21 protein-coding genes are annotated in these 22,989 nt (G+C 70.8%); 9 read left to right on the forward strand and 12 right to left on the reverse strand.

Annotated elements, in window-relative coordinates; all coding sequences use genetic code 11:
- Positions 1-174: 174 nt before the first annotated feature.
- Genes J2W21_RS18070 through J2W21_RS18090 form a run of 5 tightly spaced genes read right to left on the reverse strand, consistent with a single transcriptional unit; the run spans position 175 to position 4,898 of the window.
- Positions 175-504 (reverse strand): metal-sulfur cluster assembly factor, encoded by a 330-nt coding sequence (locus J2W21_RS18070; RefSeq protein WP_307006170.1) that lies wholly within the window; start codon positions 502-504, stop codon positions 175-177.
- Positions 505-544: 40 nt separating this feature from the next.
- The gene (gene sufC, locus J2W21_RS18075; protein WP_307115912.1) at positions 545-1,321 is read right to left on the reverse strand and encodes a Fe-S cluster assembly ATPase SufC; all 777 of its coding nucleotides are present in this window, start codon (positions 1,319-1,321) and stop codon (positions 545-547) included.
- 48 nt (positions 1,322-1,369) lie between these two features.
- Positions 1,370-2,656 (reverse strand): Fe-S cluster assembly protein SufD, encoded by a 1,287-nt coding sequence (gene sufD, locus J2W21_RS18080; RefSeq protein ID WP_307115913.1) that lies wholly within the window; start codon positions 2,654-2,656, stop codon positions 1,370-1,372.
- Positions 2,656-4,143, reverse strand: coding sequence for a Fe-S cluster assembly protein SufB (gene sufB / locus J2W21_RS18085; RefSeq protein WP_307115914.1), 1,488 nt, complete (start codon positions 4,141-4,143; stop codon positions 2,656-2,658). The genes sufD and sufB overlap by 1 nt, the downstream gene beginning before the upstream one ends.
- Positions 4,143-4,898, reverse strand: a complete 756-nt coding sequence (locus tag J2W21_RS18090; RefSeq protein WP_307115915.1) for a helix-turn-helix transcriptional regulator — start codon at positions 4,896-4,898, stop codon at positions 4,143-4,145. The genes sufB and J2W21_RS18090 overlap by 1 nt, the downstream gene beginning before the upstream one ends.
- A 218-nt stretch (positions 4,899-5,116) precedes the next feature.
- Between J2W21_RS18090 and J2W21_RS18095 the strand changes: the two genes are divergently transcribed.
- The 3 genes from J2W21_RS18095 to J2W21_RS18105 are packed head-to-tail and all read left to right on the forward strand — an operon-like array spanning position 5,117 to position 7,714.
- Positions 5,117-6,040 carry an ABC transporter ATP-binding protein gene (locus J2W21_RS18095; RefSeq protein WP_307115916.1) on the forward strand — a complete coding sequence of 308 codons (924 nt, stop codon included), beginning with the start codon at positions 5,117-5,119 and terminating at the stop codon, positions 6,038-6,040.
- Entirely contained in the window at positions 6,037-6,780 is a 744-nt protein-coding gene (locus tag J2W21_RS18100; protein WP_307115917.1) for an ABC transporter permease, read from the forward strand. The genes J2W21_RS18095 and J2W21_RS18100 overlap by 4 nt, the downstream gene beginning before the upstream one ends.
- A gap of 4 nt (positions 6,781-6,784) precedes the next feature.
- On the forward strand, positions 6,785-7,714 hold the full coding sequence (locus J2W21_RS18105; RefSeq protein ID WP_307115918.1) for a COX15/CtaA family protein: 930 nt from the start codon (positions 6,785-6,787) through the stop codon (positions 7,712-7,714).
- A gap of 79 nt (positions 7,715-7,793) precedes the next feature.
- Here the strand turns inward: J2W21_RS18105 and J2W21_RS18110 are convergent, their stop codons facing one another.
- Positions 7,794-8,741, reverse strand: a complete 948-nt coding sequence (locus tag J2W21_RS18110) for a heme o synthase (protein WP_307115919.1) — start codon at positions 8,739-8,741, stop codon at positions 7,794-7,796.
- Positions 8,742-9,172: 431 nt separating this feature from the next.
- On the opposite strand from J2W21_RS18110, the gene tkt reads away from it, so the two are divergent.
- The 6 genes from tkt (at position 9,173) to pgl (ending at position 17,417) form a co-directional block, all read left to right on the forward strand.
- Positions 9,173-11,290: a transketolase gene (tkt, locus tag J2W21_RS18115; RefSeq protein ID WP_307115920.1), complete on the forward strand. Its 2,118-nt coding sequence runs from the start codon at positions 9,173-9,175 to the stop codon at positions 11,288-11,290.
- Between the two features lie 19 nt (positions 11,291-11,309).
- Positions 11,310-12,431: a transaldolase gene (gene tal / locus J2W21_RS18120; RefSeq protein WP_307115921.1), complete on the forward strand. Its 1,122-nt coding sequence runs from the start codon at positions 11,310-11,312 to the stop codon at positions 12,429-12,431.
- Positions 12,428-14,038 carry a glucose-6-phosphate isomerase gene (locus tag J2W21_RS18125; RefSeq protein WP_307115922.1) on the forward strand — a complete coding sequence of 537 codons (1,611 nt, stop codon included), beginning with the start codon at positions 12,428-12,430 and terminating at the stop codon, positions 14,036-14,038. The genes tal and J2W21_RS18125 overlap by 4 nt, the downstream gene beginning before the upstream one ends.
- A gap of 85 nt (positions 14,039-14,123) precedes the next feature.
- The gene (zwf, locus tag J2W21_RS18130) at positions 14,124-15,683 is read left to right on the forward strand and encodes a glucose-6-phosphate dehydrogenase (RefSeq protein WP_307115923.1); all 1,560 of its coding nucleotides are present in this window, start codon (positions 14,124-14,126) and stop codon (positions 15,681-15,683) included.
- The gene (locus J2W21_RS18135) at positions 15,680-16,621 is read left to right on the forward strand and encodes a glucose-6-phosphate dehydrogenase assembly protein OpcA (RefSeq protein WP_307115924.1); all 942 of its coding nucleotides are present in this window, start codon (positions 15,680-15,682) and stop codon (positions 16,619-16,621) included. Before zwf ends, J2W21_RS18135 begins: the two co-directional genes overlap by 4 nt.
- Positions 16,611-17,417, forward strand: coding sequence for a 6-phosphogluconolactonase (gene pgl / locus J2W21_RS18140; RefSeq protein ID WP_307115925.1), 807 nt, complete (start codon positions 16,611-16,613; stop codon positions 17,415-17,417). Before J2W21_RS18135 ends, pgl begins: the two co-directional genes overlap by 11 nt.
- Positions 17,418-17,511: 94 nt before the next feature.
- On the opposite strand, the gene secG is transcribed toward pgl, so the two are convergent.
- The 6 genes from secG to whiA all read right to left on the reverse strand — a co-directional run bounded on the left by secG (position 17,512) and on the right by whiA (position 22,968).
- A complete protein-coding gene (gene secG / locus J2W21_RS18145; RefSeq protein ID WP_307115926.1) occupies positions 17,512-17,769 on the reverse strand; it encodes a preprotein translocase subunit SecG in 258 nt (85 codons plus the stop codon).
- A 50-nt stretch (positions 17,770-17,819) separates the two neighbouring features.
- Positions 17,820-18,632: a triose-phosphate isomerase gene (tpiA, locus tag J2W21_RS18150; RefSeq protein WP_307115927.1), complete on the reverse strand. Its 813-nt coding sequence runs from the start codon at positions 18,630-18,632 to the stop codon at positions 17,820-17,822.
- A 72-nt stretch (positions 18,633-18,704) separates the two neighbouring features.
- Complete coding sequence (locus J2W21_RS18155) at positions 18,705-19,949, reverse strand: phosphoglycerate kinase (protein ID WP_307115928.1); 1,245 nt, start codon at positions 19,947-19,949, stop codon at positions 18,705-18,707.
- A 41-nt stretch (positions 19,950-19,990) separates the two neighbouring features.
- Positions 19,991-20,998, reverse strand: a complete 1,008-nt coding sequence (gene gap, locus J2W21_RS18160) for a type I glyceraldehyde-3-phosphate dehydrogenase (RefSeq protein WP_307115929.1) — start codon at positions 20,996-20,998, stop codon at positions 19,991-19,993.
- A gap of 241 nt (positions 20,999-21,239) precedes the next feature.
- Positions 21,240-21,875 (reverse strand): superoxide dismutase, encoded by a 636-nt coding sequence (locus tag J2W21_RS18165; protein ID WP_307115930.1) that lies wholly within the window; start codon positions 21,873-21,875, stop codon positions 21,240-21,242.
- Positions 21,876-21,987: 112 nt separating this feature from the next.
- On the reverse strand, positions 21,988-22,968 hold the full coding sequence (gene whiA / locus J2W21_RS18170; protein ID WP_307006192.1) for a DNA-binding protein WhiA: 981 nt from the start codon (positions 22,966-22,968) through the stop codon (positions 21,988-21,990).
- Between the last annotated feature and the right edge of the window lie 21 nt (positions 22,969-22,989).

The following is a 22,989-nucleotide window of genomic DNA, read 5'->3' on the forward strand; positions in this document are numbered from 1 at the left end:
TCTCTGGGGGGGGTGGGGGGGGGGTACCCCACTTAGCTCCACCACGCGCCCGGCCCCGTTGCGGCCCCGTTGCCCGTGGGGTTGCTTGGGGGGGGGCCCTGGCCGGCGTGTCCGCGCCGCCCCCGCCCGCCGTCGTGCGCTGGCGCGGGCGGGTCCTCGCCGGGACCCTGTCCTCTAGATGTTGAAGCCGAGGGCGCGCATCTGGTCGCGCCCGTCCTCGGTGATCCGCTCGGGACCCCAGGGCGGCATCCACACCCAGTTGAGGCGCCACTCGTCGACAACGCCGTCGAGGACCTTGCCGACCTGCTCTTCGAGGATGTCCGTGAGCGGGCATGCGGCGGTCGTGAGCGTCATGCTGATCAGCAGCGCCCCGTCCTCGCCGTACTCGAGCCCATAGACGAGCCCCAGGTCCACGACGTTGACGCCGAGCTCGGGGTCGATCACGTCCTTGAGACGCTCCTCGACGTCCTCGAGCGATGTCGGTGCGGGCTGGATCTCTGTCATCACTGCCTTCCCAGTGTCGAAGTGGTGGCCGTGGCCCGAATCAGGCCGTGGCGGTCGCGGAGCCGGCGCCGGTGAGGTAGCGGTCGTAGCCCTCGTCCTCGAGGCGGTCGGCGAGCTCCGGGCCGCCCTGCTCGGCAATGCGGCCGTCCACGAACACGTGCACGAACTGCGGCTTGATGTAGCGCAGGATCCGCGTGTAGTGGGTGATGAGGAGCGTGCCCATGTTGCCCTCGGCGTGGGCGCGGTTGACGCCCTCCGAGACAACCTTGAGGGCGTCGACGTCGAGGCCGGAATCGGTCTCGTCGAGGATCGCGAACTTCGGCTTGAACAGCTCGAGCTGGAGGATCTCGACGCGCTTCTTCTCGCCGCCGGAGAAGCCCTCGTTGACGTTGCGCTGGGCGAAGTCCGCGTCGATGCGCAGCTGCTCCATGGCCGCCTTGACGTCCTTGGTCCAGTGGCGGATGGCGGGGGCCTCGCCGTCGATCGCGGTCTTCGCGGTCCGCAGGAAGTTCGTCATGGTGACGCCCGGGATCTCCACCGGGTACTGCATCGCGAGGAACAGGCCCGCGCGGGCGCGCTCGTCCACGCTCATCGCGAGGACGTCCTCGCCGTCGAGCGTGATCGAGCCCGACGTGACGGTGTAGCGGGGGTGGCCCGCGATCGTCGAGGCGAGGGTGGACTTGCCGGAGCCGTTCGGGCCCATGATCGCGTGGGTCTCCCCCGTCTTCACGGTGAGGGTGACGCCCTTGAGGATCTCCTTGACGCCCTGCTCCGTCTCGATCGAGACGTGCAGGTCCTTGATCTCCAGTGTCGACATGTGTGTTCTCCTACTGCCCGGCGGGCCGGGCTGTACTAAAGGTCGTTGTCAGTTGTCGCCGGCTTCGAGCTCGCGCTCGACGGCCTCGGTCAGGTGGTCTTCGATGCCCTGGACACCGATCTTCTGGATGATCTCGTTCAGGAAGCCGCGCACCACGAGCCGGCGGGCCACATCCTCGGGGATGCCGCGCGCCATGAGGTAGAACAGGTGCTCGTCGTCGAAGCGGCCGGTCGCGCTCGCGTGCCCGGCGCCCTCGATGAGGCCGGTCTCGATCTCGAGGTTCGGCACGGAGTCCGCGCGGCAGCCGTCGGTGAGGACCAGGTTCTGGTTCTTCTCGTAGCTGTCGGTGCCCTCGGCCTGCTTCTGGATCAGCACGTCGCCGACCCACACCGTGCGCGCATCCTTGCCCTGCAGCGCGCCCTTGTACAGGACGTTCGAGACGCAGTTCGGCTGGGCGTGGTCCACATAGGTGCGGTGCTCGAGGTGCTGGCCGGCGTCGGCGAAGTAGAGGCCGTAGAGCTCGACCTCGCCGCCGGGCGCCGCGAACCGGGCCGTGGGGGTCATGCGGACGAGCGAGCCGCCCAGGCTCACCACGATGTGCTTCAGGTGCGCGTCGCGGCCCACCTTGACCTGCTGGCTCGAGGCGTGCACCGAGGTGTCGGTCCACTCCTGAAGGGTCACGACCGTGAGGTCGGCGCCGTCCTCCAGGACGATCTCGACGTTCTCGGACACGACCGCCTCGCCCACGTGGTTGAGCACGACGACGCCGCGGGAGCCCTGCTCCGCGATGACCACGAGGTGCTGCGCGGCAGGGGCGGAGCCCGCTCCGGTCAGGGTCACGAGGACCCGGTCCGCCAGCTCGGCACCCGCGGGCACCGTGACGACGGTGGCTTCGCTGAAGTGCGCCCACGCGTTGGCCGAGACGCGGTCCTCGGGGATGCCGGCCGAGCCGATGCGGGCGTCGTCGCGGCCCACCGTCTCGACGCGGACCTGCTCGGGCCCCTCGACGGCAACGGCCGGGGCCGCGCCGTCCAGCGCCGCGGTGTGCAGGCCGCCGAGCCGCTTGAGCGGCGTGAACCGCCACTCTTCCTCGGTGCCCTTGAGGACGGGGAAGTCCTCGAGCCGGTAGGAGGTGAGGCGGCCTGCGCGCGAGCTGTCCGGGATGCCGTAGCCCCCGCCGTGCGAGTGCGCCTTCGCGGCGGCCCCGCCCAGCGGCGAGGTCTGCCCGGCGGGCTCGAGCGGGGTCAGGCTCTCGCCCTCCTCCGTGAGCCCGGGGATCGACGGGGTGCCGATGCGGGCCTTCTCTGCGGTCTTCTCTTCGGTCATCTCAGTCATCAGCCGACGGACCCTTCCATCTGCAGTTCGATCAGGCGGTTCAGCTCGAGGGCGTACTCCATCGGGAGCTCGCGGGCGATCGGCTCGATGAAGCCGCGCACGATCATCGCCATCGCCTCGTCCTCGGGCAGGCCGCGGGACATGAGGTAGAAGAGCTGCTCCTCGGACACCCGCGAGACGGTCGCCTCGTGGCCCAGCACGACGTCGTCCTCGCGGATGTCGATGTACGGGTAGGTGTCCGAGCGGGAGATCGTGTCGACGAGCAGCGCGTCGCAGCGGACCGTGTTGGCGGAGTGCTTGGCGCCCTCGCGGACCTGGACGAGGCCGCGGTACGCCGCACGGCCGCCGCCGCGGGCCACGGACTTGGACACGATCGAGGACTTGGTGTTCGGCGCGATGTGGACCATCTTCGAGCCGGTGTCCTGGTGCTGGCCCTCGCCGGCGAACGCGATCGAGAGCGTCTCACCCTTGGCGTGCTCGCCCACGAGGTAGACGGCCGGGTACTTCATGGTGACCTTCGAGCCGATGTTGCCGTCGATCCACTCCATCGTCGCGCCCTCGTGGCAGATGGCGCGCTTGGTGACGAGGTTGTAGACGTTGTTCGACCAGTTCTGGATGGTCGTGTAGCGCACGCGGGCGCCCTTCTTCACGACGATCTCGACGACGGCCGAGTGCAGCGAGTCGGACGTGTAGATCGGGGCCGTGCAGCCCTCGATGTAGTGGACGTAGGAGTCCTCGTCCGCGATGATGAGCGTCCGCTCGAACTGGCCCATGTTCTCCGTGTTGATGCGGAAGTAGGCCTGCAGCGGGATCTCGACGTGGACGCCCTTGGGGACGTACACGAACGAGCCGCCGGACCAGACGGCCGTGTTGAGGGAGGCGAACTTGTTGTCGCCCACCGGGATCACGGTGCCGAAGTACTCCTGGAAGAACTCCGGGTGCTCCTTGAGCGCGGTGTCCGTGTCGAGGAAGATCACGCCCTGCTTCTCCAGGTCCTCACGGATCTGGTGGTACACGACCTCGGACTCGTACTGGGCCGCGACGCCCGCCACGAGGCGGGAGCGCTCCGCCTCCGGGATGCCCAGCTTCTCGTAGGTGTTGCGGATGTCCTCGGGCAGGTCCTCCCACGAGGCGGCCTGCTTCTCCGTGGAGCGGACGAAGTACTTGATGTTGTCGAAGTCGATCCCGGACAGGTCCGCGCCCCACAGCGGCATGGGCTTGCGGTCGAAGTACTTCAGGCCCTTCAGGCGCGTCTCGAGCATCCACTCGGGCTCGCCCTTCTTGGCGGAGATATCCCGGACCACGTCCTCGTTGAGGCCGCGGCGCGCGTTCGCGCCGGCGTCGTCCTTGTCGGCCCATCCGTACTCGTACGTGCCGATCCCGTGGAGCTCGGGGTTCTTCTCCAGGATCTCCGCGATCACCGTGGACCCGGCGCCGGCCTGGCCCCCGGCCGTCGCGGCGCGGTTCTCAGCTAATTGATCCGTCATCACGGCCTCTCTTGCTGGTTGGTTGCGGTCTCCGCGCCGGGCAGCCTCAGCTGGCCCCGCCCGGTAGGAATGTGGGTCGTGCACACGTGCCCGCCCTGCGCGAGGGTCGAGAGCCGGCGGACGTCCACGCCGAGGAGGCGTGAGAACGCGGCCGTCTCGCTGTCGCAGAAGACGGGGAATTCCGCGGCGAGCTCCTGCACGGGGCAGTGCCCCTGGCAGAGCTGGACGCTCCCCAGGTGGGCCGGAAGCGGCGCCTTGCCCTGCACGGAGGCGGCGGAGGCGACGAAGCCGTCCGCCGTGAGCGCCTCGGCGAGGGCCCGCGCCCGCGCCGCGATGTCCTCGCCCGCTGCGTCCACGAGCGGCTGGTAGCGCCTCTCCATGGCCGCGAAGCGCTCATGGGCGAAGTCCTCGACGGCCCCGGGGCCGCCGAGCTCGCCGAGCCGCTCGAGGGCCTTGCGGGCGATCGCGAGGTAGTCGTCGCCGATCGTGGACTGGCCCCTCGAGGTCAGCACGTACCGCCGGGCGGGACGGCCAGCACCGACGCCGGAGGTCGCGACCCGCTTGACCTCCACGACGCCGGCCTCGGTGAGGGCGTCGAGGTGGCGGCGGACCGCGGCGGGCGTGACGTTGAGCATCTCGCCCAGCTCCGCCGCGCTGACAGGCCCGTGCTCGAGGACTGCGCTGAGGACACGGTCCCGCGTGCGGTCCTCAGCATCGGCCCGGGCATCGGGCTTCGAAGAGGTCACGGAATACACAAGACAATCATTGCCTAATATCCAGCGGGTCTCCAGTAAGGAGATGCTTATCACGCCCTCGGCGGACACGGCAGGGCCGCCCGGCGGCGCCGGCCCGCTCACAGGGAACGCACTACTACCTTGCGTAGAATGGGCGGGTGCTACAGACCGGTACTCCCTGCCTCGAAATAGAAGGCCTGGTGAAGGACGTCGGCCCCCTCCCCTCTCTCGAAGGCCGCATGAAGAGGGTGCTGGCAGGAGTCGACCTCACGGCGAACGCCGGTGAGATCACCGTGATCCTGGGCGTCAACGGCGCCGGGAAGACGACCACCCTCGAGTGCGCGCAGGGCCTGCAGAGGCGCACCGCCGGCGTCGTCCGCCTCCTCGGCGAGGACCCCGAGAAGGCCGACGCCGCGCTGCGCGCCCGCGTGGGCATCATGCTGCAGGAGGGCGGCCTGCCCCCCGCCGCGCGGCCGCTCGCCCTGCTCGCGCACGTCGCCGGCATGTACACGGACCCGCGCCCCGTCGGCGAGCTGGCCGAGCGGCTCGGGATCCATGAGTTCGCCTCCACCACGATCCGGCGCCTCTCCGGCGGCCAGAAGCAGCGGGTCGCCCTCGCGGCCGCGCTCATCGGGAGGCCCGAGGTCGTCTTCCTCGACGAGCCCAGCGCCGGCCTCGACCCGCAGTCCCGCCAGCTCGTGGTGGACCTCATCGACGAACTGCGCCGTGACGGCCTCGGGGTCATCCTCACGACCCATCTCCTCGACGACGCGGAGCGCCTCGCCGACGTGGTCCACATCCTCGACCGGGGCCGGGTGGTGACGAGCGGCACCGTCGGGGAGATCCTGGCCGGCCGTGAGGGCACCCGGTCGCGGCTCACGCTGCGGGCGCGGCCAGGCCTCGACCTCGCGGCGGCGTTCGCCGGCCGCACTGGCCAGGGCCCGGAGGTCACGGTCACCGAGGCCTCCGCCGGCCACTACACGGTCGCCGGCGAGCTCACCCCGGCAGACCTCCTCGCCGTCGCGCAGTGGCTCCACGCGCGGGACATCATGCCGGCCTCGCTCGAGCTCGGCACCGCCAACCTCCAGGACGTCTTCCTCTCCATCGCCGCCGAGTCCGCGGCCGAGGACGAGGGTGCCCGGCCCGGCGGGAGGGCCGCATGAGCGCCGCCGCAGGGCTCACGCGCCGCGTCTGGCAGCAGGGCCGGTACGAGACGGCCGCGATGCTGCGCAACGGCGAGCAGCTGACGCTCATGATCGTCCTGCCGATCCTCGCGCTTGTCGGCCTCACCGTCACGCCCGTCCTCGACGGGCTGGGACCGAGCCGGATCGCCGTCGCCGCGCCGGGCGTGCTCGCCCTGTGCACCATGAGCGTCGGGTTCACCGGCCAGGGCATCGCGACGGGGTTCGACCGCCGCTACGGCGTGCTCCGCTTCCTCTCGACCACGCCGCTCGGCCGCGGCGGACTCATCGCGGGAAAGGTCCTCGCGGTCCTGGTGGTCCTCGCCGTCCAGGTCGTCGTCATCGGCGGCGTCGCGCTCACCCTCGGCTGGCGGCCCGGCGCCCTCGGGGTCCTCCTCGGGCTGCCGCTCCTGGCCCTGGGCGCCGCCGCGTTCACCGCCCTCGGCCTGCTCATCGCCGGCACTGCCCGGCCGGAGGCCACGCTCGCGGTGACCAACCTCGTGTGGATCCTCCTCGGCGTCCTCGGCGGGATCGTCCTGCCCGTCCAGCGGGTGCCGGCCGCCCTGGCCCCCGTGGTCGGATTCCTCCCCTCCGGAGCGCTCGGCGACGCCGTGCGCTCGGCCTTCCTCGAAGGCTCCCTGAATGTCCCTGCCGCCGCCGTGCTCCTGACGTGGACCGTGCTCGCCGGCGCCGCCGCCACCCGCTGGTTCCGATGGAGCTGAAACCATGACAGACACCGCACTGACACGCCTCACCGCCCGGCTCCCCCGGGAGGTGGACGGCCGCATCCGCGCCATGGCGATCGCCTCCTTGGTCGGGCAGATCGTGCTCATCCTCACCGGCGGCGCCGTACGCCTGACCTCCTCCGGGCTCGGCTGCCCCACGTGGCCCCGCTGCACCGCAGAGTCCATCACCACCACGCCGGAGATGGGGGTGCACGGAATCATCGAGTTCGGCAACCGGCTCCTGACGTTCGCGCTCACGGCCGTCGCGGTCCTCATGCTGGTGATGCTGTGGAACCTGCGCAAGGAGCGCAAGGACCTGTTCTGGCTCGCCGTCGGGCTGCTCGCCAGCGTTCCCGCGCAGGCGATCATCGGCGGGATCACCGTGCTGACGCACCTGAACCCCTGGGTGGTCGGGCTGCACTTCCTGGTCTCGATGGCCCTCGTGGTCCTGTCGATGCTCCTCGTCAACCGGGCCTATGGGCGCACCGGCCGCTTCATGGACAGGGTGCACCCGGCCCTGCCGGGCTCGATGGCGCCGGCCATGCTCGCCACGACGGTGGCCACGGCCGCGGCGGTGGTCCTGGGGGTCACCGTCACCGGTGCGGGCCCGCACGCAGGCGACGCCAACGCGCCGCGCAACGGGCTCGACTGGGACCTGTTCTCGCACATCCACGCCGTCCCCGCGTACCTCGTGCTCTTCGGGGCCCTCTTCGCCGTCGTCGCCACCTTGGGCCGCCGGATCAAGGGCTCCTTCCGCAACGGCGTGCTCGCCCTCCTCGGCCTGACAGTCCTGCAGGCCGCCCTCGGGATCACCCAGTACTACACGGGCATCCCGGCGCTCCTCGTCGCAGCGCACATGCTCGTCTCGGCGCTCCTCATGGCCGCGGCAGTGAATGCGGCCGACGTCGCCAGGCACAGCCCCACGGCGTAGTCCCCAGTCCGCTTCTTCTGCGCCGAGACAGCGAGAGGCCCGCAGCATCGAGTGCTGCGGGCCTCTCGCTGTCTCCGGTTCAGCCCAGGAGCGGGCCCCCCACGAAGGGGTCCACGGCAAGGGCCAGGAAGAGCAGCGTGAGGTAGCTGATGGAGCCGTGGAAGACCTTCATCGCCTTCTTGTCCTGGATCTCCTCGCGCTGCGCGCGGGCATAGAGCGCGTGCGACTCGTACAGGAACCATGCCCCCGAGGCGAGCGCAGTGAGGGTGTACACCCACCCGGCGTGGCCGAGCGGGACGAGCAGGAGCGAGGCCATCACCATCGCCCACGCGTACAGGACGACCTGCACGGCGACGATCTTCGCCCCCGCCACCGCGCCCAGCATCGGCACCTGCGCATTGCGGTAGTCCTCGCCGTACCGCATGGACAGCGGCCAGTAGTGCGGCGGGGTCCACAGGAAGATCACCAGGAAGAGGATGACCGCGGGCCACTCGATCGTGTTCGTGACGGCGGACCACGCGATGAGCACCGGGAAGCAGCCGGCGGCTCCGCCCCAGACGATGTTCTGGGCAGTCCTGCGCTTGAGGACGAGCGTGTAGACCACGACATAGAAGAAGATCGCGCCGGCGCCGAGCACGGCCGAGAGCGGGTTCGCTCCGAACCACAGGATGGCGAGCGATGCGATGCCCAGGACCCAGGAGAAGACGAGCGCCTCCCGCGGCGTCACCTCTCCGGTCACGAGCGGGCGGTTCTCAGTGCGGCGCATCAGCCGATCGATGTCCCGGTCGATGTAGCAGTTGAACGCACCGGCACTCCCCGCGGCGAACGCCCCGCCCACCAGGGTGGCAATGATGAGGCCGATCGACGGGAAGCCGCGTTCGGCGTAGATCATGGTCGGCAGCGTGCTCACGAGCAGCAGCTCGATGACCCGGGGCTTGGTGAGGGCGACGTACGCCTTGATCTTGCGGCGCAGGCCGAGCTTCGCTGGCCTGGACGGTGCTGTGGCGGGGGCGTCTGCTGTGCTCACGGATGCGCGACTCTTCTACTCGGGATCGTCGGTCCCCGCAAGGGGTGCTCGAGGACCGCCTCCATGATACCCGCCGCCCGTACGCCCCCCGGTTGGCCGCGCCACCCCCCAGCGCCGCTCCCGGCAGCTGCCCGGAGACGTTCACAGAGTGGAATATCGGTGGCAATTTCCCGAAACACCTCTCCCCCCGCGGGGTCCCGTGGCTAGTATGAATGCTGGATGCCCTGCTGCTGGGACGCGCCCCCGGGACGAACGGCCAGCCAGACCGGTGGCCGGATATGTGTAGGGAAAGGCGCATGAGGGCAGTGGGCAGACACCGACAAACGTTTCGATGGTGAACGGCTGGCAGGATGCTTTGCAGGGCCCACCATTCGCGTGCCCCGTAGGCTGCCTGCCGCCAGCAATGGAGAGGGGCCGTGTACGTGCCTGCTGTGGATGTGCAAGAACTGACCTGGACCGACCTGGACCGCAAGGCCGTCGACACCATCCGCGTGCTCGCGGCGGACGCGGTGCAGAAGGTGGGCAACGGGCACCCGGGCACGGCGATGAGCCTGGCCCCGGCCGCGTACCTGCTGTTCCAGAAGCTCATGCGCCACGACCCGGCGGACCCGACCTGGATCGGCCGCGACCGCTTCATCCTCTCCCCGGGGCACTCGTCGCTGACCCTGTACATCCAGCTGTTCCTGGCCGGGTACGGCCTCGAGCTGGGCGACCTCGAGTCGCTGCGCACCTGGGGCTCGCTCACCCCGGGCCACCCCGAGTACAAGCACACCAAGGGTGTGGAGATCACGACCGGCCCGCTGGGCCAGGGCCTGGCCTCCTCGGTCGGGTTCGCCTACTCCGGCCGCCGCGAGCGGGGCCTCTACGACCCCGAGGCAGCCCAGGGCGAGTCCCCGTTCGACCACACCGTGTGGGTCATCGCCTCCGACGGCGACCTGCAGGAGGGCGTGACCTCCGAGGCCTCCTCCCTCGCCGGGCACCAGGAGCTGGGCAACCTCGTGGTGATCTACGACGAGAACCACATCTCCATCGAGGACGACACCGACGTGGCCTTCACGGAGGACGTCCTGAAGCGGTACGAGGCCTACGGCTGGCACACCCAGCGGGTCGACTGGACCGCCTCCGGCGAGTACAGGGAGGACGTGCCCGCCCTCTACGACGCCCTCGTCGCGGCCAAGGCCGAGACGGGCCGGCCCTCGATCATCTCCCTGCGCACCGTCATCGGCTGGCCCGCGCCGACCAAGCAGAACACCGGCAAGATCCACGGCTCGGCCCTGGGCGCCGAGGAGGTCGCGGCCCTGAAGGAGATCCTCGGCTTCGACCCGGAGAAGTCCTTCGAGGTCGATCCCGAGGTCCTCGAGCACACCCGCAGGGCCGTCGAGCGTGGCGAGCAGGCCAAGGCCGCCTGGCAGGAGTCCTTCGACGCCTGGAAGGCCGCGAACCCCGAAGCGGCGAAGCTGCACGAGCGCATCGAGGCCCGCCGCCTCCCCGAGGGCTGGGCCGATTCGCTGCCCGAGTTCCCGGCCGGCAAGGACGTCTCCACCCGCGCCGCCTCCGGCAAGGTCCTCAACGCGATCGGACCCGTCCTGCCCGAGCTCTGGGGCGGCTCCGCTGACCTCGCCGAGTCGAACAACACCACGATCGAAGGCTCCCCCTCGTTCATCCCGGCCTCCCGCTCCACCCATGCGTGGGAGGGCAACCCCTACGGGCGCGTGCTCCACTTCGGCATCCGCGAGCACGCCGCGGCCGCGATCGTCAACGGCATCACGCTCGGCGGGAAGACCCGGGCGTTCTCCGGGACGTTCCTGATCTTCTCTGACTACCAGCGCCCGGCCATCCGCCTCTCGGCGCTCATGGGCATCCCGTCCACCTACGTCTGGACCCACGACTCGATCGGGCTCGGCGAGGACGGCCCCACCCACCAGCCGGTCGAGCAGCTCGCCTCCCTGCGGGCCATCCCCGGCCTGGACGTGGTCCGCCCCGCCGACGCGAACGAGACCGCCCAGGCCTGGAAGACCATCCTGGAGCACACGGACCGCCCGGCCGGGATCGTCCTGACCCGGCAGAACCTCCCGACCTGGGAGCGCGGCCAGAACGGATCGGGCCAGGGCGGCTTCGCTTCGGCGTCGAACGTCTCCAAGGGCGGCTACGTCCTCGCCGAGGCCCAGCGTGACGGCGCCGACGTCGAGCCGGACGTGATCCTCATCGCCACCGGCTCGGAGGTCCAGCTCGCCGTCACGGCCCGCGAGGCGCTGGCCGCCGAGGGCGTTGCCGCCCGCGTGGTCTCGATGCCGTGCGTGGAGTGGTTTGACGCCCAGGACGAGGCCTACCGCGAGTCCGTCCTGCCTGCAGCGGTCAGGGCGCGCGTCTCGGTCGAGGCCGGCCTGGCCCTGACCTGGCGGCGCTTCGTCGGCGACGCCGGCCGCTCCATCAGCCTCGAGCACTACGGCGCCTCCGCCGACTACAAGACCCTCTTCACCGAGTTCGGCATCACCGCCGAAGCGGTCGCCGCCGCCGCCAAGGACTCCATCGCCGCCGCCGCGGCCTGACCCACGAGGAGCACCTCACATGACTACCCCCACCCAGGCCCTCTCCGACGCGGGCGTGTCCATCTGGCTCGACGACCTCTCCCGGCTCCGCCTCCAGGACGGTTCGCTCGCTGCGCTCATCTCCGAGAAGAACGTCGTCGGGGTGACCACCAACCCGACCATCTTCCAGGCCGCGATCACCAAGGGCCACGGCTACGACGACCAGCTGCGCGAGCTCGTCGCCGAGGGCGCCGACGCCGAGAAGACGGTCTTCGAGATCACCACGGCCGACGTCGCCGACGCGTGCCGCCTCTTCGCCCCCGTGGCCGAGGCGACGCGGGGCGTGGACGGCCGGGTCTCCATCGAGGTCGACCCGCGCCTGGCGTGGGACACCGCCGGGACGATCGCCGAGGCCAAGCGCCTGCACGCCAAGGTCGCGCAGCCGAACGTGCACATCAAGATCCCGGCCACGCTCGAGGGCCTCGAGGCGATCTCGGCGACCCTCGCCGAGGGCATCAGCGTCAACGTGACCCTGATCTTCTCGCTCACCCGCTACCGCGCGGTGATCAACGCGTTCATGACCGGCCTCGAGAAGGCCAAGGCGGCGGGGCACGACCTGTCCCAGATCCACTCGGTCGCCTCGTTCTTCGTCTCCCGCGTGGACACCGAGATCGACAAGCGCCTCGAGAAGGTCGGCACCGAGCAGGCCACGGCCCTCAAGGGCAAGGCCGGCCTGGCCAACGCCCGCCTCGCCTACCAGATCTACGAGGAGGAGTTCACCACCGAGCGGTGGAAGCTCCTGGCCGACGCCGGCGCCCTCCCGCAGCGCCCGCTGTGGGCCTCGACCGGCGTCAAGGACCCGGCCCTCCCCGACACCCTCTACGTCACGGGCCTCGTCGCCCCCGGCGTGGTCAACACGATGCCGGAGAAGACCCTCGAGGCGACCTTCGACCACGCCGAGGTCACGGGCGACACCGTGACGGGCACGTACGCCGAGGCCAACGCCCACCTCGACGCACTGGCAGAGCTCGGCATCGACTACAACGACGTCGTCTCCGTCCTCGAGTCCGAGGGCCTGGACAAGTTCGTCGCGTCCTGGAAGGACCTCCTCGCCGACGTCGAGCGCACCCTGTCCGAGACCGCGCACGGGGCCCGCGCATGAGCGCCCTGACGTTCGAGGCGACCGGCGCGGCGCAGGCCGCCGTCGACGCGCACGTGAAGCAGCTGGCGGCCGACGCCGTCGCGAGCCGCATCTTCGCCAAGGACGCCACGCTGTGGGGCCCGGACGCCGAGGAGGAGTCCGGCAAGCGCCTGGGGTGGACGGAGGCCGCCACGGTCTCCCAGCCCCTCGTCGCGGAGATCACCGCGCTCCGCGATGCGTTCCGGTCCGAGGGCGTGGACCGCATCGTCCTGTGCGGCATGGGCGGGTCCTCCCTGGCCCCCGAGGTGATCGCCGGCACGGCCGGGGTTCCCCTCGTGGTCCTCGACTCGACCGACCCCGAACAGGTCGCCGAGGCCCTCGCCGAGCGCCTCGAGAACACCGCCATCGTCGTCTCCTCCAAGTCCGGGTCCACGGTCGAGACCGACTCGCAGCGCCGGGCCTTCGAGGCGGCCTTCACGGAGGCGGGCATCGACGCGGCCTCCCGCATCGTGGTCGTGACCGATCCCGGCTCCCCCCTCGAGAGCGCCTCGCGCGAGGCAGGGTACCGGGCCGTGTTCAAGGCCGACCCGACTGTCGGCGGCCGCTACTCGGCGCTGACCGCCTTCGGCCTCGTGCCGGCGGGGCTGGCCGGCGTCGACCTCCAGGCGCTCCTCGACGAGGCCGAGGAAGCGGCCGAACTCCTGCGCGACGACTCGGAGGACAACATCGGCCTGCAGCTGGGAGCGGCCCTCGGGGGAACGTCCCCGCTGCGGGACAAGATCGTGATCGTCGAGGACGGCTCCGGCATCGCCGGCTTCGCCGACTGGGCCGAGCAGCTCATCGCCGAATCGACCGGCAAGATCGGCCGCGGCGTGCTCCCCGTCGTCGCCGGCGCCGGCGCCCCCGAGGTCACCTCGGGTGCGGACGACGTGCTCGTCGTGCGGCTCGTCTCCGCGGAGGGCGAGCCCTCGCTCGGCGCCAACGAGGCCGCGGTCGGCGGCTCCCTCGCGACGCAGATGCTCGTGTGGGAGTTCGCGACGGCCGTCGCCGGGCGCCTGCTCGGCATCAACCCGTTCGACCAGCCCGACGTCGAGGCCGCCAAGGCCGCCGCTCGCGGACTCCTGGACGCCCAGCCGGAGCCCACACCGGCGCTCTTCACCGAGGGCGCCATCGAGGTGCGCGGCGGCGAGTGGCTCGAGGGCGCCTCGACGGTCGAGGAGGCCGTCAGGGCGCTGCTGGCCCAGCTCGGCCCCACCGGCTACCTGAGCGTGCAGGCCTACCTCGACCGGCTCGCCTACCCCAAGCTCGAGGCTGTCCGCGACCAGCTCGCCGCGGCCACGGGACGCCCGACGACGTTCGGGTGGGGCCCGCGCTTCCTGCACTCCACCGGCCAGTTCCACAAGGGCGGCCCCGCCGTCGGCGTGTTCCTCCAGATCACGGCGGATGCCGCGCAGGACGTCGAGATCCCGGAGCGCCCGTTCACGTTCGGGCGGCTCATCGCCGCGCAGGCCGCCGGAGACGCCCAGGTGCTGCGCGACCACGGCCGCCCCGTGCTGCAGCTCCACCTCACCGACCGCGCGGCAGGCGTCGCGCAACTGACCGGTCTCATCTCGGCGCTCTCGCGCTGACGCCCACGAGCGGCCGGCCCGGGCGACCCGGGTCGGCCGCTCGTGTCCGCTGCGCGGACCGCATCCGATGGACTAGAAAGGCATCATGCCAGAGAACGACAACGGCGCGACCGGGACGAAGCGGCGCTCGAATCCGCTGCGCGACCCGCGCGACCGGCGCCTCAACCGCATTGCGGGGCCCTCGTCCCTCGTGCTGTTCGGGGTGACCGGCGACCTCGCGCGCAAGAAGCTCATGCCCGCCGTGTACGACCTCGCCAACCGCGGCCTCCTGCCGCCGAGCTTCGCCCTCGTGGGCTTCGCCCGCCGCGAGTGGGAGCACGAGGACTTCGCGGAGGAGGTCAAGGCTTCCGTCAAGCAGTACGCCCGCACGCCCTTCGACGAGACCGTCTGGGCCCAGCTGAACGAGGGCGTCCGGTTCGTGCAGGGCTCCTTCGACGACGACGAGGCGTTCGAGAACCTCAAGGCCACCCTCGAGGAGCTCGACGCGAAGCGCGGCACGCGCGGCAACCATGCGTTCTACCTCTCGATCCCGCCCAAGGCGTTCGAGCAGGTGTGCCGGCAGCTGTCCGACCACGGCCTCGCCCAGCCCGAGCAGGGCAAGTGGCGCAGGGTCGTCATCGAGAAGCCGTTCGGGCATGACCTCGCCTCGGCCCGCGCCCTGAACGACATCGTGGAGTCCGTCTTCCCGCCCGACGCCGTCTTCCGGATCGACCACTACCTGGGCAAGGAGACGGTCCAGAACATCCTCGCCCTGCGGTTCGCCAACATGCTGTTCGAGCCGATCTGGAACGCCAACTACGTGGACCACGTCCAGATCACCATGGCCGAGGACATCGGAACCGGCGGCCGCGCGGGCTACTACGACGGCGTCGGCGCAGCCCGCGACGTGATCCAGAACCACCTCCTCCAGCTCCTCGCGCTGACGGCCATGGAGGAGCCGATCTCCTTCAACGCCGACGACCTGCGCGCCGAGAAGGAGAAGGTGCTGGCCGCGGTGCGGCTGCCCGAGGACCTCTCGACCCATTCGGCCCGCGGTCAGTACCTGGGCGGGTGGCAGGGCGGCGAGCTCGTCAAGGGATACCTCGAGGAGGACGGCATCCCGGCCGACTCCACGACCGAGACCTACGCCGCGATCCGCGTGGACATCAACACGCGCCGCTGGGCCGGCGTGCCGTTCTACCTGCGGGCGGGCAAGCGGCTCGGCCGCCGCGTGACGGAGATCGCCGTGGTGTTCAAGCGCGCCCCCAACCTGCTGTTCCAGGACCAGGAGGAGGCCGAGTTCGGCCAGAACGCCGTCGTGATCCGCGTCCAGCCCGACGAGGGCGCCACGATCCGGTTCGGTTCCAAGGTCCCGGGCACGCAGATGGAGGTCCGCGATGTGAGCATGGACTTCGGCTACGGGCACTCCTTCACCGAGTCCTCCCCCGAGGCGTACGAGCGGCTGATCCTCGACGTCCTCCTCGGCGAGCCGCCGCTGTTCCCCCGGCACCAGGAGGTCGAGCTGTCCTGGAAGATCCTCGATCCGTACGAGGAGCACTGGGCCAGCACCGGCGAGCAGCCTGAACCGTACGAGCCGGGCAGCTGGGGGCCGCGCAGCGCCGACGAGCTCCTCGCCCGCGACGGACGCACCTGGAGGCGACCATGATCATCGACCTGCCCAACACCACGACCTCGCGGATCTCCAAGGAGATCACCAACCTCCGCCACCGGGGCGGCGTCGTCGCCCTCGGGCGGGTCCTCACGCTCGTGGTCATCACCAAGCACGGTTTCGAGGAGGAGGCGATCGAGGCGGCGAACCAGGCCAGCCGCGAGCACCCCTGCCGCATCATCGTGCTCGTCGACTCGGGCCACGATGCGGCAGACCGCATCGACGGGCAGATTCGCGTGGGCGGGGACGCCGGCGCCTCCGAGGTGATCGTGCTGCGCGGCTACGGCCGGCTGGCCGAGGAGAGCGAATCGCTCGTCGCGGCACTGCTCCTCCCCGATGCCCCGATCGTGGCCTGGTGGCCGCACGGGGCCCCGGACAACGCGAGCGCCACCTCGATCGGGTGCATCGCCCATCGGCGCATCACGGACTCGGGCAACGAGCCGGACCCCACCGCGGCGCTCTTCCACCTGCGCGAGACGTACCGGCCGGGCGACACCGACCTCGCGTGGACGCGGCTGACGAATTGGCGCATCCAGCTCGCCGCCGCACTGGACCAGGTCGATCCCGAACCGGTCTCCGCCGTCACCGTCGAGGGCGCCTCGGACTCCCCCAGCACGGTGCTGCTGGCCGCATGGCTCGGGCTGACCCTCGACAGTCCGGTGACGATCGTGGCCGATCCCGCGGGCACGGGCATCCGGCGGGTCCGCCTCCGGCGGTCGACCGGGGACATCCAGCTGCACCGCCCGGGGTTCACGGTCGCGGAGCTGACCCAGCCCGACCAGCCCGCCCAGCGCATTGCCCTGCCGCGGCGGAGTCTGCAAGACTGCCTCACCGAAGAGCTGCGCAGGCTCGACCCGGACGAGGTCTTCGGCGAAGTCCTCACTGCCGGGCTGCCGCGCACGAACCTGAGGAGTGTGCAGCCGAGTGAGCGCTGATCCCCGCGTGAGCATCCATCCCGACTCGTCCGTGCTGCTGGCCGCGATCGCTGCCAGACTCATCACGAAACTCGTGGACACCCAGGACCGGTACGGCGAGGCGACGATCGTGCTCACCGGCGGGACGATGGGCATCGGCACCCTGCGCGCCGTCGCCGACTCGCCCGCGTGCCGTGCCGTGGACTGGTCCAAGGTCAACGTGTGGTGGGGGGACGAGCGCTTCGTGGAGGCCGACTCCCCAGACCGCAACACGGTCCAGGCGGATGAGGCGCTGCTGGGGCGGCTGCCGCTCGACCCGGCGCGCGTGCACCGCCCCGGCGCTGCGGGGGACTTCGCGACGGCCGACGACGCCGCAGCGGACTACGCCCGCAGGCTGGCCGAGGCCGCATCCGCCGAGCACGAGTCCGATCTGCCGGGCGGCGTGCGGGGTGTGCCCCGCTTCGACGTGCTGCTCCTCGGTGTGGGGCCCGACGCGCACGTGGCCTCCCTGTTCCCCGAGATGGCCGGGATCCGGGAGACCGATCGCACCGTGGTCGGCGTCGAGAACGCTCCCAAGCCGCCGCCGGCGCGCATCTCGCTGACCCTTCCGGCGATCAAGTCGGCGGACGAGGTGTGGATGCTCGTGGCGGGCGAGGACAAGGCGGGCGCCGTCGGCCTCGCCCTCGCCGGGGCCGGCGCCGTGCACGTGCCCGCCGCCGGCGCGAGGGGCCGCACCCGCACGCTGTGGCTCATCGACGCCGCCGCCGCCGCGAAGGTGCCCCAGGAGCTGGTCCGCAAGGAGCCGGCGTCGGCCTGAGCGACGCCTGAGCGGACCTTGATGCGACGAGGCCGGGACCAGCGGATGCTGGTCCCGGCCTCGTTCTGCTGGGAAAGCTGCTTGCTGCTGCGGGTCAGGACTCCCCGACGTTCGAGAAGCGCATGATGAGCCCGAGCGCGATGATCACCACGCCCCAGGTGACGCCGAGGATGATGGTGAAGCGGTTCAGGTTCCTCTCGGCAACGCCGGACGACGCCAGACCGGAGGACATCCCGCCGCCGAACATGTCCGAGAGGCCGCCGCCGCGGCCCTTGTGCATGAGGATCAGCATGGTGAGCAGGAGGCTCGTGATGCCCAGGATGATCTGGAGGATGATCTGGAGTACTTGCACAGGTTTGCCTCGTGGCCTTCCGTCAGCTGTCGTGCGTGGTCGCGGCGCTGCTACGCGCCCGCGTGGCTCTCGAACCTGACAATGCTAGCAAATTCGGCGACGTCGAGGCTCGCACCGCCCACGAGCACGCCGTCCACGTCCTGCTCGGCGAGGATGGCCGCGGCGTTGGCCGCCTTGACGGATCCGCCGTAGAGGAGGCGCGTGGCACGGGCGGCCTCGTCGCCGAACAGCGCGGCGAGCTCGGCGCGCAGCGCGGCGCACATCTCCTGCGCATCGCCGGGCCCGGCGACCTCGCCCGTGCCGATCGCCCAGACGGGCTCGTAGGCCACGACGAGCTGCGCGGCCTGGTCGGCGGTGAGGCCCTCGACGTCCGCCCTGAGCTGGGCCAGGGTGTGCTCGACGTGGGTGCCCGCCTGCCGGACCTCGAGCCCCTCGCCGACGCACAGGATCGGCACGAGCCCGTGCTTGTAGGCGGCCTTGACCTTGGCGTTGAGGACCTCGTCCGTCTCGCCGTGGACCGTCCGGCGCTCGGAGTGGCCCACGAGGACGTAGCGGCAGCCGAGCTTGGCCAGGAAGGCGCCGCTGATGTCGCCGGTGTAGGCGCCGGCGTCGAACTGGGAGAGGTCCTGGCCGCCGTAGGCGATGGCGAGGTCGTCGCCCGCCACGAGCGTCTGGACGCCCCGGAGGTCGGTGAAGGGCGGGAACACCGCGACCTCGACCCGCGCGTAGTCATGCTTCGCGTCATCGAGGGTCCAGGCGAGCTTCTGGAGCAGGGTGATGGCCTGGACGTGGTCCATGTTCATCTTCCAGTTGCCGGCGATGAGGGGGGTGCGCTCGAACGTGCCGTTCGCGGAGGTGGTCACGGTGGGCTCCTGACGAGGTGGTGTGGTGGGCACAGGGAGGCCCCGCCGCCTCTCGGCGGCGGGGCCTGGGGCTCAGGCTCCGAGGGCCGTGAGGCCCGGGAGCTCCTTGCCCTCGAGGTACTCGAGGCTCGCGCCGCCGCCGGTCGAGATGTGTCCGAACTGGGCGTCGTCGAAGCCGAGCGTGCGGACCGCGGCGGCGGAGTCGCCGCCGCCGACGACGGTCAGGGCGCCGGCCGCGGTCGCGTCGACGAGGCCCTGCGCGACGGCCTTGGTCCCGGCAGCGAAGGCCGGGAACTCGAACACGCCCATCGGGCCGTTCCAGAACACGGTCTTGGCCCCGGCGATCTCCTTGGCGAACGCCGCGGCGGTGTCGGGTCCGATGTCGAGGCCGATGCCGGCGGCTCCGAAGGACGTGCCCTCGATGGCGTCGGCCGCGGCGACCTCGTGGTCGGCGTCGGCCCCGAACTTCGAGGCGACAACGACATCGGTCGGGAGGACGAACTCAGTGCCGGCTGCCGCGGCGCGGGCGAGGTAGTCCTGCACGGTGGCGATCTGGTCCTGTTCGAGCAGGCTCCCACCGACCTTGTGCCCCTGGGCCGCGAGGAAGGTGAAGAGCATGCCGCCGCCAACCAGGAGCTTGTCCGCCTTGCCGATGAGGTTGGCGATGACCGCGAGCTTGTCCGAGACCTTCGATCCGCCCAGGACCACGACGTAGGGACGCTCGGCGCCGTCGGTGAGGCGGCGGAGCACCTCGACCTCCGTCCGGACGAGCTCGCCGAGGTAGGCGGGCAGGACGGCCGCGATGTCGTACACCGAGGCGTGCTTGCGGTGCACGGCGCCGAACGCGTCGTCCACATAGGCGCCGCGCTCGCCCGTGAGGGAGGCGAGCTCGCGGGCGAAGGCGGTCCGCTCGGCGTCGTCCTTGCTCGTCTCGCGCGCGTCGAAGCGGACGTTCTCGAGGACGAGCACCTGTCCGTCCTCGAGCGAGGCGGCGAGGGCCTTGGCGCTGTCCCCGACCGTGTCCTCCGCGCGCAGCACGGTGACGCCGGCGGGCGCGGCGAGCTCCGCGAGGCGGTCAGCGGCGGGCTTGATCGTGTACTTGGGGTCCGGGGCGCCCTTGGGCCGGCCGAGATGGGCCATCACCAGGACGCGGGCGCCGGCTTCGGCGAGCTTCTGGATCACGGGCAGGGAGGCGCGGACGCGTCCGTCGTCGGTGACGGTGGAACCGTCGAGCGGCACGTTCAGATCCGAACGGACCAGAACGTGCCGCCCACGGACACCATCGGCGAGCAGGTCGTCGAGAGTGCGTGCAGTCATGGACTCAGGCTATCCGAGTTCTTCGTGCGTTACGGCGCGGGTCAGAGCTTGGACGCGACGAGCTCGGTCAGGTCCACGAGGCGGTTCGAGTAGCCCCACTCGTTGTCGTACCACGAGACGACCTTGACCTGGTTGCCGATCACCTTGGTGAGCCCGGAATCGAAGATCGACGACGCCGGGTCTCCCACGATGTCGGAGGACACGATCGGGTCCTCCGTGTAGGTGAGGAAGCCGGCCAGCGGGCCGGACTCGGAGGCGGCCTTGACGGCGGCGTTGACCTCGTCCTTGGTGACCTCTCGGGACACCGTGACCGTCAGGTCGGTCGCGGAGCCGGTGGGAACGGGCACGCGGATCGCGTAGCCGTCGAGCTTGCCCTTGAGCTCCGGCAGGACCAGGCCGATGGCCTTCGCCGCGCCGGTGGACGTGGGGACCATGTTGATCGCGGCGGCGCGGGCGCGGCGGAGATCGCGGTGCGGGCCGTCCTGGAGGTTCTGGTCGGCGGTGTAGGCGTGGACCGTGGTCATGAGGCCCCGCTCGATCCCGAACGCGTCGTTGATCGCCTTGGCCAGCGGGCCGAGGCAGTTCGTCGTGCAGGAGGCGTTCGAGATGATGTTGTGGTTCGCGGGGTCGTAGAGGCCGTCGTTGACGCCCATGACGATCGTGACGTCCTCGTCCGTGGCCGGGGCCGAGATGATGACCTTCTTCGCGCCCGCGGCGAGGTGCTTCTTGGCGCCCTCGGCCTTGGTGAAGAATCCGGTCGACTCGATGACGATGTCCACGCCCAGATCGGCCCACGGCAGGTTGGCCGGGTCGCGCTCGGCCAGCACCTTGATCTCCTTGCCGCCGACGACGATGGTCCCCTCGCGGACCTCGACGGACTCGGCCAGGCGGCCGGTGATCGAGTCGTACTTGAGCAGGTGGGCGAGAGTCTCGGGGCTCGTCAGGTCGTTGACGGCCACAATCTCGAGGTCTGCGCCCTGGGAGAGGGCTGCGCGGAAGAAGTTGCGCCCGATGCGGCCGAAGCCGTTGATGCCAATTCGAGTGGTCACTCTGGTCGATCTCCTTGATGCTCAGTCGAGCATCCGCGAAGACTGCTCGAACTGTTAGACGGTCCCGCACGCCGTTGGGCAGAGATTTGCACAGGGAAAGGCCGACAGCCCAAGTCTCCATTGTCATGGCTGAAAGGCCGCACGGGCCTTTCCGTTTCCCCATCCTACGGCGAAAGGGCCCGTCCGGGAACAGACGGACCCTTTCGCACTGAAAGTCACAAAATGTGACGCAGGTCTCCGATCAGGAGAAGGTGACGAGGCCCTTGGCGCCCGAGCGGGCGGCCTCGAAGCGGCGGGCCACATCGGCCCAGTTGACGATGTTCCAGAAGGCCTTGACGTAGTCCGCCTTGACGTTCTGGTAGTCGAGGTAGAAGGCGTGCTCCCACATGTCCAGCTGGAGGAGCGGCGTCGTCGCGACCGGCACGCCGTTCTGCTGGTCGTACATCTGCTCGATGACCAGGTTCCCGCCGAGGGGCTCGTACGCGAGGATGGCCCAGCCGGAACCCTGGATGGTCGTGGCGGCGGCCGTGAAGTGGCCGCGGAAGGCGTCGAAGGAGCCGAAGTACTCGTCGACCGCGGAAGCCAGCTCGCCCTCGGGCTTGTCGCCGCCGTCCGGGGAGAGGTTGTTCCAGAAGATCGAGTGGTTGAGGTGGCCGCCGAGGTTGAACTGGAGGTCCTTCGAGAGCTTGGCAGCGGCCGCGCCGTCGCCGTTGGACCGCGCCTCGGCCATCTTCTCGAGGGCGGTGTTGGCGCCGGCGACGTAGGCCGCGTGGTGCTTGTCGTGGTGGAGCTCCATGATCCGGGCCGAGATGTGCGGCTCGAGGGCGGCGTAGTCGTACGGGAGCTCGGGCAGTACGTAGGTCACAACATCCTCCATCGGTTGGCTCCCCGCACGCGCTGGTCGCGGCGCGCGGGCTGGTGACGGCTCCATCCTAAGCAGATGCGCCGGATGGGATACCGATCATTGCGGTACCCGCGCCCGGCGCCGGTCAACCGTCGAGCATCTCCGGCGTCACATTGGCCTCGGTTCCGGGGACCCCCTCCTCGGCGGCCTTCTTGTCCGCCATGGCCAGGAGCCGCCGGATCCGGCCCGCGATCGCGTCCTTCGTCATGGGCGGGTCGGCGAGCCGGCCCAGCTCGTCGAGGCTCGCCTGCTTGTGGGCGACCCGGAGCTCGCCGGCGTAGCGCAGGTGCTCCGGGACGTCGGTGCCGAGGATCTCCAGGGCGCGCTCGACGCGGGCCCCGGCGGCCACGGCTGCCTGGGCCGACCGGCGCAGGTTGGCGTCGTCGAAGTTGGCCAGCCGGTTCGCGGTCGCGCGGACCTCCTTGCGCATGCGCCGCTCCTCCCACGCCATGAGCGCGTCGTGGGCGCCCATGCGCGTCAGCAGCGCGGCGATGGCGTCGCCGTCACGCACGACGACGCGGTCCACCCCCCGCACCTCGCGCGCCTTGGCGGCGATCCCCAGCCGGCGGGCGGCGCCCACGAGGGCGAGCGCGGCCTCCGGGCCCGGGCAGGTCACCTCGAGCGAGCTCGAGCGGCCGGGCTCGGTCAGCGACCCGTGCGCGAGGAAGGCCCCGCGCCAGACCGCCTCCGCGTCCGCGGCGGAGCCGTTGACGACAGTGGAGGGCAGGCCCCGGACGGGGCGCCCGCGGTTGTCGAGCAGCCCGGTCTGGCGGGCGAGGGCCTCGCCGTCGCGCACCACGCGCACCACGTACCGGCTCCCCCGCCGGAGCCCGCCGCCGGAGACCACGATGATCTCGCTGGGGTGCCCGTAGACCTCGGCGATGGCGGCCCGGAGCCGGCGGGCCGTCGCGGCGAGGTCCACCTCGGCCTCGATGACGATCCGCCCCGAGATGATGTGGAGCCCGCCGGCGAACCGCAGCATGGCGGAGACCTCCGCCTTGCGCTCGGAGGACTTCTTCACCGTCAGCCGCGACAGCTCGTCCTTGACGCTCTGGGTCAATGCCATGGCTGTCCTTCCTGCTCCCGC

Origin of the sequence: Sinomonas atrocyanea, from assembly GCF_030811715.1 — a bacterium.
Classification (GTDB): domain Bacteria; phylum Actinomycetota; class Actinomycetes; order Actinomycetales; family Micrococcaceae; genus Sinomonas; species Sinomonas atrocyanea_A.